This is a genomic window from Nitrososphaerota archaeon, from assembly GCA_016872055.1.
Taxonomy (GTDB): domain Archaea; phylum Thermoproteota; class Nitrososphaeria; order Nitrososphaerales; family Nitrosopumilaceae; genus Nitrosotenuis.
The window spans coordinates 1-12,013 of sequence record VHBH01000014.1 but is presented as its reverse complement, the minus strand read 5'-3'; the positions used below and the strand labels follow the sequence as shown (position 1 = coordinate 12,013).

The 12,013-nt window shown below is 40.3% G+C and carries 14 protein-coding genes; 6 read left to right on the top strand and 8 right to left on the bottom strand.

Annotated features, from left to right (window positions below):
• Nucleotides 1-251: 251 nt before the first annotated feature.
• Nucleotides 252-932 (top strand): fibrillarin-like rRNA/tRNA 2'-O-methyltransferase, encoded by a 681-nt coding sequence (locus tag FJ354_06620; protein ID MBM3906329.1) that lies wholly within the window; start codon nucleotides 252-254, stop codon nucleotides 930-932.
• Here the strand turns inward: FJ354_06620 and FJ354_06615 are convergent.
• Nucleotides 917-1,540: a ribonuclease HII gene (locus FJ354_06615; GenBank protein ID MBM3906328.1), complete on the bottom strand. Its 624-nt coding sequence runs from the start codon at nucleotides 1,538-1,540 to the stop codon at nucleotides 917-919. The genes FJ354_06620 and FJ354_06615 overlap by 16 nt on opposite strands.
• 58 nt (nucleotides 1,541-1,598) lie before the next feature.
• Here FJ354_06615 and FJ354_06610 point away from each other — a divergent pair, with 58 nt between their 5' ends.
• Nucleotides 1,599-2,735 (top strand): tRNA (guanine-N1)-methyltransferase, encoded by a 1,137-nt coding sequence (locus FJ354_06610; GenBank protein MBM3906327.1) that lies wholly within the window; start codon nucleotides 1,599-1,601, stop codon nucleotides 2,733-2,735.
• On the opposite strand, the gene FJ354_06605 is transcribed toward FJ354_06610, so the two are convergent.
• From FJ354_06605 to FJ354_06595, 3 genes are all read right to left on the bottom strand, one after another.
• Nucleotides 2,727-3,323, bottom strand: coding sequence for an RlmE family RNA methyltransferase (locus tag FJ354_06605; GenBank protein ID MBM3906326.1), 597 nt, complete (start codon nucleotides 3,321-3,323; stop codon nucleotides 2,727-2,729). The two genes, FJ354_06610 and FJ354_06605, sit on opposite strands and share 9 nt — an antisense overlap.
• On the bottom strand, nucleotides 3,320-3,682 hold the full coding sequence (locus tag FJ354_06600) for a transcriptional regulator (protein ID MBM3906325.1): 363 nt from the start codon (nucleotides 3,680-3,682) through the stop codon (nucleotides 3,320-3,322). The genes FJ354_06605 and FJ354_06600 overlap by 4 nt, the downstream gene beginning before the upstream one ends.
• A gap of 358 nt (nucleotides 3,683-4,040) precedes the next feature.
• Complete coding sequence (locus FJ354_06595; GenBank protein ID MBM3906324.1) at nucleotides 4,041-4,475, bottom strand: hypothetical protein; 435 nt, start codon at nucleotides 4,473-4,475, stop codon at nucleotides 4,041-4,043.
• A 101-nt stretch (nucleotides 4,476-4,576) separates the two neighbouring features.
• On the opposite strand from FJ354_06595, the gene FJ354_06590 reads away from it, so the two are divergent.
• From FJ354_06590 to FJ354_06575, 4 genes are all read left to right on the top strand, one after another.
• Nucleotides 4,577-6,664 (top strand): ATP-dependent endonuclease, encoded by a 2,088-nt coding sequence (locus FJ354_06590; GenBank protein MBM3906323.1) that lies wholly within the window; start codon nucleotides 4,577-4,579, stop codon nucleotides 6,662-6,664.
• A gap of 85 nt (nucleotides 6,665-6,749) precedes the next feature.
• The gene (locus FJ354_06585) at nucleotides 6,750-8,834 is read left to right on the top strand and encodes a hypothetical protein (protein ID MBM3906322.1); all 2,085 of its coding nucleotides are present in this window, start codon (nucleotides 6,750-6,752) and stop codon (nucleotides 8,832-8,834) included.
• 42 nt (nucleotides 8,835-8,876) lie between these two features.
• The gene (locus FJ354_06580) at nucleotides 8,877-9,389 is read left to right on the top strand and encodes an adenine phosphoribosyltransferase (GenBank protein MBM3906321.1); all 513 of its coding nucleotides are present in this window, start codon (nucleotides 8,877-8,879) and stop codon (nucleotides 9,387-9,389) included.
• Nucleotides 9,383-10,177 carry an S-methyl-5'-thioadenosine phosphorylase gene (locus FJ354_06575; GenBank protein MBM3906320.1) on the top strand — a complete coding sequence of 265 codons (795 nt, stop codon included), beginning with the start codon at nucleotides 9,383-9,385 and terminating at the stop codon, nucleotides 10,175-10,177. The genes FJ354_06580 and FJ354_06575 overlap by 7 nt, the downstream gene beginning before the upstream one ends.
• Here the strand turns inward: FJ354_06575 and FJ354_06570 are convergent.
• From FJ354_06570 to FJ354_06555, 4 genes are read right to left on the bottom strand one after another with little or no spacing between them, the layout of a single operon-like run.
• Nucleotides 10,174-10,458, bottom strand: coding sequence for a hypothetical protein (locus tag FJ354_06570; protein ID MBM3906319.1), 285 nt, complete (start codon nucleotides 10,456-10,458; stop codon nucleotides 10,174-10,176). The genes FJ354_06575 and FJ354_06570 overlap by 4 nt on opposite strands.
• Nucleotides 10,459-10,466: 8 nt before the next feature.
• Nucleotides 10,467-10,865 carry a hypothetical protein gene (locus FJ354_06565; GenBank protein MBM3906318.1) on the bottom strand — a complete coding sequence of 133 codons (399 nt, stop codon included), beginning with the start codon at nucleotides 10,863-10,865 and terminating at the stop codon, nucleotides 10,467-10,469.
• Nucleotides 10,866-10,887: 22 nt separating this feature from the next.
• Nucleotides 10,888-11,241 carry a hypothetical protein gene (locus FJ354_06560; protein ID MBM3906317.1) on the bottom strand — a complete coding sequence of 118 codons (354 nt, stop codon included), beginning with the start codon at nucleotides 11,239-11,241 and terminating at the stop codon, nucleotides 10,888-10,890.
• Nucleotides 11,242-11,279: 38 nt separating this feature from the next.
• Complete coding sequence (locus tag FJ354_06555) at nucleotides 11,280-11,474, bottom strand: hypothetical protein (protein MBM3906316.1); 195 nt, start codon at nucleotides 11,472-11,474, stop codon at nucleotides 11,280-11,282.
• Between the last annotated feature and the right edge of the window lie 539 nt (nucleotides 11,475-12,013).

Sequence of the window (12,013 nt, the reverse complement as noted above, 5' to 3'; positions counted from 1 at the left end):
ACCACGTCAAAGCTTTAGAGACAGAGACGACAAACCACGTCAAAGCTTTAGAGACAGAGATGATAGACCACGAGATAGTTTTAGGAATAGAAATCGGGATGATAAACCACGAGATAGTTTCAGAGACAGAGACGACAAACCACGTCAAAGCTTTAGAGACAGAGACTCTAGACGTGATGGATTCAGATCCAGAGGTGAATCAAACGGCCCTCGCAGAGAATTTAGAGGGGATTCCGGCAATCGAAAAAAGTTTGGAAAGCGAAGATTCTGATTTTATTTGGCTCAGACTTGACGGCCAAAAAAGACTAGCCACTGAAAATTATGTTGAGGGAAATACAGTTTATGGTGAGAAACTCTACAAAAAGTCCAAAATTGAATACCGAATTTGGGATCCGTTTCGAAGCAAACTAGCAGCTGCCCTGTATATTGGATTAGATGTGTTTCCTATCACCCGTGGCACCAAGGTTTTGTATCTAGGTGCATCTACTGGTACAACAGTATCCCACATATCAGATATTGTAGGATATAATGGCCTAGTCTTTGCAGTAGAGCATGCAAGCAGAGTTGCTCGAGATTTTTTAGACAGAGTTGCAAATTTTAGAAAAAACGTAGTGCCAATATTGCAGGATGCAAGGCATCCAAAAAAGTATTTTTCTGTGTATGGTAGGGCAGATGTTGTCTATTCAGATATTGCTCAGCCAGACCAAACCGAGATCGCCATTGCAAACTGTCAGGCATATCTCAAAGATGGTGGATATCTCTTCCTTGTAATCAAAACAAGAAGTATTGATGTTACCCAATCACCAAAAAATGTCATTCAAAATGAAATGAAAAAACTCCGAGGAAACTTTGAGATCATACAAGACATGACACTGGAGCCATATGACAAAGACCACGGCCTAGTTATAGCAAAATATCACGCCAAGGTCTGAGACACGATCAGTTTTGCTGGAGCCCAGCTTTTTCTCACATAGGCCGGAAGATTGCCATTTTGTAAAAACCAGTGTTTTACAAATGATATTGTTTTGGAATCAGACGGATAGCCACTGCCGACGGGATGTTTTTTTGAAAGGCTTGCAATTGCTCTGTCGCGTGTCACCTTTGCAATAATTGATGCCGCAGACACTACAACAAATTTCGAATCTGCATGATGATATGACTTTATTTTGCTATGAGTGATTTTGGCAATCTCTTTGCCAAATCGAGTTGCATTCACATCGCATGAGTCAACATAGGATATCGAAGGTTGTAGTTTTGTTATGACTTTGGCCATGTGAATCAATTCTAGGTTGTTAAGCTTGTGTTGGCTTACTGCCAGATCAATCTGTTTTGGAGTTGCCTTTGATATTTGATAGTTATCAACAATTTTGATTATTTTCTTGTATAGTTTTTCTCGCATCTTTGGCGATAGTTTCTTGGAATCTTTGACTCCTATTTTTTCTAGTTCAGGGATTTTTGATTTTTCTATTGCAATTGCGGCGACAACCAAAGGACCAAGCATGGAACCTCTTCCTGCCTCATCTACACCACACACCAGCACGAGTCTGACTCGAACAGATACGTATTAAACCGTTTTAGAGAAAAATACTTGCGATCAATTGCAGTTAGATGACCAAATCACAACCATTACTGAGGGAAAAACACAGATCCTAGTTCCAAGAGGGGCTTTGGAGCAAAAGGTTCCGCCGCGAGATATTGCGTTTTTCAATCCAAGGGCAAAGCTAAGTAGAGATTTTTCCATCATTGTGTATTCCGAATTTTTGAAAAACTTTGGAGGTCAAAAATCATTTTTAGACGGGCTGTCTGGTCTTGGAGCGCGCGGACTACGAGTTGCAAACGAAATATCTGGTACCGAAGTCCACGTGAACGACCTAAACCCAAGCGCACTGGAATTATCAAAAAAATCTGCCGAGCTCAACAATCTGGCAAACTATCAAGTATCAAAAAACGATATTTGCCAGTTTTTCAATGCATTTTCAAAAAAGGGTAGTCGAGGTGCAATTGTCGATATTGATCCTTTTGGTTCTCCCGCAAAATACATCGATTGTGGAATAAGGGCAACCGTTCACAATGGGCTTCTATCCGTTTCTGCAACAGATCTGCAAGTGTTGCATGGATTATTCAAGGACGCCTGTAAGAAAAAATATCACGGAATTCCAGTCAAGACGGCATACAGTAACGAAATATCAATCAGATTAATCCTGGGACTAGTAATTTCTGTGGCAGCAAGGCTGGATGTAGAGGCAACACCAATCTTCGTAGAGACAAACCAACATTATTACCGAGTTTATCTTAGGATACTAAACAAACCAGACACACGCGACCAAATTGGATACATCATACACTGCAAAAACTGCGGCAATAGGTATGCAACATCAAAACTAGTTTCTAGTTGCGAGTTGTGCTCTAGTACTATAGAGCTGGCAGGTCCTCTTTGGATCGGTAAGCTGTTTGAGAGAGACTTTGTTGCACAAATGATTCAAAACATTCCAGATCATGTGGACAAAAAATGCCAAAAGGTAATCCAAAAAGCATTACTCGAATCCGATATGCCTGCTTGTTACTACACCCTAGATGAGATTGCCGAGCGCCTCAAGTCAGCGCCAATACCACTCGACCAGATAATATCAAGACTGCGACAAAACGGATTTTCTGCTAGTCCCACTTCGTTTAATCCAACTGGATTTAGAACTGATTCCAAAATAGACAAAATCAAAGAGATCTTTTCAGCCTAGGCCGTATCCAAGACAGACAAAGTACATCTCGCTGCTTGGTTTTCTGCTTGCGTTTGGCTTTTTTAGGTGGACCTTGACAAACTTCTTTTTCAGATAATCACGAAATTCCATCGAGTATTCGCCATCAAAAACCTTGAAGAGTGCATTTCCTTTTTGTGCTAATACCCGGTCCATTATTTTAGAGCAAGAATAATTCAGAGAAATTTGCTTTGCATGATCCATCGACCAGTGACCAGTAATTTGCGGGGAAATATCACAGACTACGGCGTTTGCCTTTGTTCCAAGATATTCAATAATTTCATCCACAACGGATTCATCCTCCACGCTTCCTTTGATAAAATGGGCACCATCTACTTCATCCATGTATGATGTATCAATTCCAACTACACGGCCCTTGTTGCCAGCAAGCTTTACTGCAGCTTGCAGCCACCCACCAGGCGCACACCCCAAATCCACGACATTGAATCCAGGACCAATTATTCGATACGAGTTATTTAGCTCAAGCAGTTTGTATGTTGCACGGCTTCTATATCCTTGCTCCTTTGCCAGCTTTCTATAGTGATCACGTTTTGCGTCTAGCAGCTTCATTGTTCTTTCTTTTTCTTTGGTTTAGAGAGTTCATTGATTGACCACTCTTCAATCCACTGACATGTTCGTGGACTTACTTCTCCATCAAGTGAGCATTTTTGTTCTACAGGACACACCAAACATGGTGCATTCTCAATAGAGTCAGTACTGACGGGAGTCTTTTTGATTTTTAGAACATAGGTCCATCTCTTGTTTTCAAGAATTTTTTCACGTGTAATAATTCCCATTCTTTCTAGTTTTAGTGCCAATCTAGAGCCATCACGGCTTGTTAGTTTGAATTTCTTCCATAATTCGCTTTGGACAATGCCGTCATCATAATTTGCCAAAAACAGGCAGACACGGTTTGTGAGCTTTTCCATGTCAACTTTTTCGATTTGGAAATTCTCAATTTCCTCGTCTGTTAGTTCTTCTTCTAGTTGCTCTTCAAGTGTTTTTTCTGGTTCCTCTTCTTCCTTTTTTTTCTTTTTTTCTTCCTTTACGGCCTTTTTTTCTGGTTTTGCTTTTTTGTCTTTTTTGTTGTCTTCTTTGGTTACTTTTGTCTTTTTTTCTTCCTTTGCAGAGACAGTTTTCTTTTCTTCCTTTGCAGAGACAGTTTTCTTTTCTTCCTTTGCAGGCTTGGCTTTCTTTTCCTCTTTTTTCTTGTCTTTCTTAGAATCTTTTTCAGTAACCTTTTTTGCCATGATAAATCACGCCTGTTTTACAATATATAACATCGCATTATTCTACGCTAAATCTCTGAGATACGCTAAGGAATTTGTCCCCGCTTTTGTCAAATAGCTGAGCTTCAAGCAAGTATTGTCCTGCTTCAAGTGATTCTGAAAACTTGTCATTGATTGGCAATATACCAGACTCTCCATAACACTGATCAAAGAACGCTCCCTGTTTTACTGCCTTTTTTTGTCCTGCGGAAACATCATAGACCGTAAGATACAGATCCCCACAGTCATACGCAGAGTCATCAACTGAGATTTGCACACTTGTCTGTTCTCCATTGGTGTATTGCGCTTGCAGGTCCAAAATATCAATAGATTCACCAGAGTGGGTCTGCACTGCATCAATTTGTCCAGAAAGCGCCATTCCAAGGACTGCTCCCCCATACACAAATGAGAAGACTATTGGAATTATGAAAATCGCGATGCCTTTTGTTACCATTTAGATTTTCTTGGCATCTTGTGTTTTTATATCTATGGCAATTTTTGTGCGTATCACAATGACGAATAAGTTAAATCGTTGCCACCCCAGATGTGCGCTAGATGCGATTAAGAAAGTTCCGAGTGCGTGCATACCGATGCATACACGATTCCGGTGAAATCAAAGTTGGCGACCTAGCTGCATTTGTCGGGCGAAATGAAAGCGGTAAGACCACAATTTTGCAGGCGTTGACTCTGCTAAACCGAGACGAGCGAGTATCCGATCTGGATTTGTGCGATGAAATGACAGAAGAATTAAAGTCAGAAATAGTCCTAGCCGAAGGCGACTTTCATCTGACCGGCCAAGAAACCAAGATAATCAAAGAGAGATTTCCACACCTGCCAGAAATCACAACCATGCGAATTTTTAGGACCAACAAAAGCCAAAAAATCCAGTATGATTTTGGTTCTGTAAAGATAAGCGAAGAAAAAGACAAGGCACTAAATTCCTGGGAAAATTACACGGAGAAAATCCTGAATTTTATCTCCACAATACCAAACCACATTAGAATTCAGTTTGATACCAAGTTCTTTGAAGGTCCTCCGCCAAAGGACAGGGAGACATTCCTTACCGAAATGACAGTCTTTAACAATTCGTTGAACATGCTTGCAGCCGATGAACCATACATTCTCTCAGAATGGTCAAGATTCTACAAAGAGCGAGAAAAGACCTACGACGAGCTACTAGTTGGAGCTACGGAAAAAACAGCGCTAGAGAACTTTGTCCTAGAAAACCTGCATCCAAGATTTGTCTACTTTTCTGACTATAAGAAAATCTATGGTAACATAAATCTCGATGAATACATTAAGGAAACACACAAGCTGGGGGGTGCAGATTATGAGGAATTTGACAAGGCCGAAACAGTCCGAAACTTGTTCTATCTTGCAGAACTGGATACTGAAAAACTTGAAGAATACAAATCCAGCCCGCCAAAGTTGATCAAACTTCTCAACGCTGCGAGCCGAAGATTAACTGACAGACTAAATCCGGCATGGAAGGGCGACCCAATCCACGTTGATCTGCGATACAATCCAGGCAACATCATGAGTGTCGTAATATCCGATGTGCACAGAGATGGAACCGTGACAAACACAGGTCTGCTTAGCAGAAGGGCAGAAGGATTCAAGTGGACATTTTCATTCATTGTAAACTTTGCAGCAGAAACACAGCGCGCAGAGCTCAAAGAGGCAATTTTGCTTTTGGACGAGCCTGCAAGAAATCTTCACCCAGCACAGCAAATGGGAATATCTGACCTTCTCAAGAACTTGGCAGGCTCGAATCAGGTCCTATATGCAACCCACTCACCATTTATGATATTTGATTACACACCTGGCAACCTGCTTGTAGTAGAGCTGGACAAACGAAAGCACCTCAGCAGAATCCATTATGATTATTGGAATGCTGACGACGCTACACTTATCCCAATTTTGTATGGTTTATCACGTGGCCTAGTCGAATCTATTGTCGACAGAGAAATCGGCACCAACTCTCGACCAGTCATAATAGTAGAGACAATGTCAGATGCAATGTTTCTGAATTCATTTGACAAGTTCCTAGAGGATCCAAATATTTCGATGAATCCGCTAAACGTTGTTGCGTCATACAGCAAAAACTCTACTCTACCACTTGCCATATTCTACAGAAACCACGGCCATAATGTCTTTGTGATTTTAGATAACACCCTAGAATCAAAGAAAATAGCAGAACAGCTAAAGGCAAACGAGTTTACAGACATGCAAATCATATACTTAGAACAAGGCGGAAAGTCAATTGAGTCAATAGAAGACCTCATACTACCAGAAGACTATTTGCATGCAGTAAACCAGACATATGAAATCAAGCTAAGAAAGGAAGGATTTCGAAACCTAACAAGGGAAGAAGTTCTGGCGAGAAACAAAAAAGGAATAATCGAAAGTCTCAAAGACATTTGGTATGAACATAGGGAAGATGGCTGGAACGACTTTGACATTGAAGAAATCGCTCGATACATTTGTGAAAAAATTGCACTAAAAGAAGCAGACTTCCTTTCAGACAAGACAAAGGACCAGTTCCGAGGATTGTTCAGACTTATTGCAGAGAGAATACGACAACACCAAAACATGACTGCTCATGTGGGCCTAACCAAGTTCCAGCGAAGCAAACCTCGATAGCTGCTTAAAGTATTTTACGCACGAGTCATCACCAACGCTCAAAAAGAGTAAATAAACAATATTCGTGAAGGCAGGTAGATTGCGAATGAATTATGCTGTTTATGCTATTTTAGGAATTTTTACAGTTTTCATATTTTCAGCTTCGATACTAGCTAGTGCAGAGACTGGAGCAAAAAGCACAGCCTTTGAAAAGACCACACTCTTGGAATTTACAAATAATGATTCATCTCCAGTTCATACAATAAAACTGTGGCTTGGCAAAGATGTCGGAACCTTCAAGTCATTCAAGGCAGAAAAGGGTTGGACAGGAGTAAAAAACTCACAAGGAGTTCTAGTGTTCACATCAACGGAGCCATTGGGTTCAGGTGAGTCAGTCAAGTTTGGAATAAAGACAGAAATCGAAAGCCCCGGAGTGAATTGGAAGACTTCTGATAGTGCTGGAAATGAGCTGTCAGTTGGCAAAGTCACGCCACAACATCGAGGCAAGATTGGACTACCAGACTACTTGAAAAGCGCAACATTCAAAATAATTCCGGAATCTCCAAAAACCGGAGATAGTATTAGAATAGTAGGTGAGGGATTCCCAAAAAATACCGTGCTAAACTTAATGATAAACAATGAAAAACTAGAAGACATTCGAACCGATGAAAGCGGCCGTGTTATTGGAACTGCCAAGATCCCAATTACTATACAATCAGATAGAATTGATCTATCGCTTGAAGATTCCCAAGGAAGCAAAAAGACAATCAGCATAAGAGTTAAAACAATGGAAGAAACTCCAGCTCCGCAAAACACCAAGAAACTAACAGTTGATAACTATATCACAATGGCAGAACCAGGTCAAAAGATATCTACCAGTGGAACCGGCAAGCCTGGAAGCTCAGTTACCATCACAGGCAAAGACCCGGCAGGCAGCAAACTATACCAAGCAGTAGTTACAGTAGACGCTCTAGGCAATTGGCAGCATGAAACCACAATACCATTAGATGCACCACTAGGCACAAGAACTGTGGAATTTAGCGATGGTATTGAAACAATTACAAAATCCATTAGCATCTCAATAACAAAGATAATCAAAGTAGACTCACCAAAGACAAAATATGATCCTGGTGAGAAATTCATCTTTAATGGAACCGCAAAGCCGGGTCAGACAATGCAAGTTGTAATTAATGATCCAATAGGAAAAGAAATTCACTCGGATTTGCTAGAGATCGGTGAGTCTGGAGTATTTAACTTTGAATATCAAACCACAGCTACATCAATCAAAGGGACCTATGTAGTATTTTTGACACACGGAGCTGAAACAGAGATAATTAGAGTTGGCCTAGGCGAGCTACCAGGTCCACAAATCATTGCCAAATTCGACAAGCTAAATTATGCATCATCAGATACTGCCAAGCTAACAATCAAAGGTCCTGCCAAATCAACAATATCTATTTTGATTATTGATCCTACCGACAAGGTCAAACTTACAGAAAGAATCTCATTGGGGCTTGACGGCAGTAAAGTCTTTGATTTAGTTCTAAGTCAGTACAAGTCAGGAGTATACAATGCAGTGATAAAACACTCACAATCAGAGACCAGTGTGGTGTTTTCGGTTGGTCTTCAAACAACCACAGGAAACATCTCAATTCAAGCAACAAAGCCAGAATATCTGCCAGGCGACAACATTTTGGTTTTGGGTTCTACTAATCCAAACATAATTCTAAACTTACAAATGACAGACCCAGACGGCAAAATAATAAAGAATAAAGATATCTTTTCTGACAATGAAGGCAAGTTCTCCGAGGGAACATTCAGAGTTCCAAGCGATGCAAAGCAAGGGTCTTGGGTAATAAAAGCAAAAAGTGGCGCCAAGTTCGCAGAGGTCAAGTTCAATGTCTCTGGAACCGCAGCAAAGACATTCAACGTGAAAATCGACAAGACCACTCCATACACGGCTGGCGATTACATGACAATTACCGGCAGTGGTGGAGGAAAATCCCAGAATGGAGTAATCATAATATCGGATTCCAAAAACAACAATACAGTGGAGCTGCGCATGAGCACAACTAAAGAAGGTAGTTTCCAGACGTTCTGGTCAGTACCGCAGGGAATAGAGCCGGGTAAATACACCATCAAAGTAACCGTTGGAGCAGAAACCACAGAGACTACATTTGATCTGCAATAAATCAGGAAACCCTTTTTATTACTCTGTCAAACCCACAAACTTGTGAATCTTCAAAACATCATCACGGAATATCCAGACTTTCCAAAGAGGGGAATTTTGTTCAGAGATATCAGTCCAATTTTAAAAAATCCGTCTGCCATGTCGCATTGTATAGACGAATTTGCAAAACGATACCATACAAATGATGTAGATGTATTCGCAGGAATCGAATCCCGTGGATTTCCAATTGCATGTGCACTAGCATTACGATACAACAAAGGTATGATAATGATAAGAAAGCAGGGCAAGCTACCAGGTCAGACAGTCAAAAGATCATACACAATTGAATATGGAAAAGCAACAATGGAGATTCAAAAAAATGCAATATCCAAAGATGAGCGAGTAGTAATTTGTGACGACTTGTTAGCAACTGGAGGCACAGCCAAGGCAGCGGCTGAGCTAATCGAGAGGCTGGGCGGACAAGTAACTGGCTTTGCCTTCATGATAGAGCTAACAGAGCTCGGTGGAATCAAAAAGATTTCAAAATACAAAACTGAATCTTTGGTGAGATACTAGTGGAACAAGCAGATATTGGAATTTTTGGAGGTACTGGAATTTATGATTCCGGCCTCTTAGAGGGCGCAAAAGAGATCACTGTAGACACTCCATTTGGCAAGCCATCTGACGCCATCACAGTTGGAATATTCAAGGGCAAAAAAGTCGCATTCATGCCAAGGCATGGAAAAAAACACACCATACCGCCACACTTAATCAACTATAGGGCAAATATTTGGGCATTTAAGCAAATGGGGATTACTAGAATAATTGCACCATCCGCAGTCGGCAGCCTCAAAGAAGAGATTGCACCAGGAGACTTTGTTTTGCCAAACCAGTTTATTGATTTTACAAAATCTCGCAAGGGAACATTCTCAGAAGAAGGCAAAGTAATTCACATTTCAGTTGCAGATCCATTCTGCCCTGAATTGCAATCTGCCATACTAAATGCAGCAAATGAGCAAAAAATTTCTGTTCACAAGAATGTAACTTATGTCTGCATAGAAGGGCCTAGATTTTCCACAAAAGCAGAATCAAAATTCTACAAGTCAACTGGTGCTGGCATAATAGGTATGACACTAGTTCCAGAATGTCAGCTAGCACGAGAGGCGCAGATCTGTTATGCATCAATTTCAACAGTTACTGATTATGACGTGTGGGCAGAAAAGCCAGTCACTGCAAAGGAAGTAATTGAGACACTACACAAAAACGTAGAAAACACAAAACGACTGCTCACGTCAATTCCAGATGCAATACCAGAACATCGTGGATGTTCCTGCGCCAAAGCCCTAGAAGAAGCCCAGTTCTAAGAATCTGCAAAAGATTCTCTGCTCAAGCCCTCAGGCAAGGTAATATTACCGGCGACTAGATTCTTTTGCAAGACATCGATTACTTCGTTGGAATCATAGCCTAGCTTTTGAAGTGCTTTTTCGGTAGATTTAGAGATTTTTGCGCCAATATTGTGCCCACCAATTCTACCAAACGCAATTGCTGAAAACTTGAATGTGTTATTGTTTATGGTAAATGTACCCGTAATTTTGGCCGCCATTTGACTTCCTTTGACATTATTAACATGAACTGCAACGTCCAATCTTTCACCTAGATTTCTATTGCCTTGTTGATGTTATCATCAATCAGAAAGCTAGTATGATGTGGATCGTCTACTTTGAAATCTTTGATTTGGATTTCAATTACTTTATCATCTGGATTTTCTACCTTGAGTGTACCATTTTGTTTTAGTCGGACTAGCTTCCATCTATCTTTTCCTTTGAATAATCTTCGCACCAAAACAGCCCATTTTTCATCAGGTTCTATTTTTGGCATGCCGACATAATCTACAATGGAATCAATTCCCAGTTGTTTTTCTTCACAAAATCTCTTTTTGCAAAAAGCACATCGCCAGACATCTACTGAACCTATTGTTCTTGAATCAACATTTACGTTTGTTACACCAAAATAAGTGATCTCATGTTTACAGGTTTCAGTATCAACACTCATTGGTACTTGGCGCAAAAAGGTACTATTTAGTCCTTGCACGCTCATAGTGTACCTCCAAGGCAATACCAATATTGTCAACTATAAGATTTTTTTTAAACTCAATATTTTCTCTGATGCACATTTTGCGATACATGTTTACTGCAGTGAATCTCGGATGCATTGCCTCAAATTCCGTTTCAGACATGTCAATGAAACCACCAAGTGCGACTAATTTTTTTGTTGATTGCAACACCACCTTGTTATCCATTCCAAGCTCGGACGCAATTCTGTCTACAGACATTTTCCCCCGAGTTGTCACAAGCAAAAAGATCTTCGCCTCAATAGGGTCTAGTTTAACTTCGTGAACCAAATCATACTCTATTTTGTCCAGATTCATCAATATTTTGTGATTATACTTGAATAATTAAATTTGAACTAGTCTTGCTTTACTTTGAATAATTTTTTTGATAGTTTTAGAGTAAAGCCCATCCCAATAAAGTGGACGACTACGCCCACTATGAGCGAGACATATTTGTCTCCAGTGACAAACCAAGCAATAAAAAATGCAACAAGAGACGGAACCGTGATTATTGCACCAATAAAAGAGCCTTTTAGAAATATTCCCTTCATTGGACTTTTAGCCTTGTCCACAGGGATAGTCTTTTGAGCGATAATAAAAATCAAGATTCGCACGCGCGTGCAAAGATAATTCGTTGAGAACCTACAAAACCCAACTTGATTTCATTCCACAGAAATTTCATCATTAAATCATAAATGCATCAGCCGAGATGGAGATAACAAAAAACAGATATCCTTGACAGCATCATAATACAGATTGATGGAGTCCTAGACTATGTCAAGGGAACACCAATTCTAAAAAGACAGCCAACCTCACCACATGAGACAATCATCTCTGCACCCAACGTTGATGATTCTAACAAATGTTAGCAGCAATTTCCCAAAAGGTGACATTGTATTGTTGTGGGATTTGTAATAAATGCAAATTTCTTTTCCAAAATAATACTAGATGGATTCAAACAAAAGATGAAAACAGTGGAACCATAAACATTCGCGCCAAGAAAAAGCAGACATTACAGAGATCAAAGTTGAAGATTTTAGCCCCAGAATACCGCCAATCTTCTGACTGAGATTTTTGATCCGCTATTCAC

Excerpts from the sequence above, each read along its gene's own strand:
- FJ354_06605 (MBM3906326.1), bottom strand. The coding sequence starts at position 3,323 with ATGAAGCTGCTAGACGCAAAACGTGATCACTATAGAAAGCTGGCAAAG.
- FJ354_06600 (MBM3906325.1), bottom strand. The coding sequence starts at position 3,682 with ATGGAAAAGCTCACAAACCGTGTCTGCCTGTTTTTGGCAAATTATGAT.
- FJ354_06595 (MBM3906324.1), bottom strand. The coding sequence starts at position 4,475 with ATGGTAACAAAAGGCATCGCGATTTTCATAATTCCAATAGTCTTCTCA.
- FJ354_06590 (MBM3906323.1), top strand. The coding sequence starts at position 4,577 with ATGCGATTAAGAAAGTTCCGAGTGCGTGCATACCGATGCATACACGAT.
- FJ354_06585 (MBM3906322.1), top strand. The coding sequence starts at position 6,750 with ATGAATTATGCTGTTTATGCTATTTTAGGAATTTTTACAGTTTTCATA.
- FJ354_06565 (MBM3906318.1), bottom strand. The coding sequence starts at position 10,865 with ATGAGTGTTGATACTGAAACCTGTAAACATGAGATCACTTATTTTGGT.
- FJ354_06560 (MBM3906317.1), bottom strand. The coding sequence starts at position 11,241 with ATGAATCTGGACAAAATAGAGTATGATTTGGTTCACGAAGTTAAACTA.
- FJ354_06555 (MBM3906316.1), bottom strand. The coding sequence starts at position 11,474 with ATGAAGGGAATATTTCTAAAAGGCTCTTTTATTGGTGCAATAATCACG.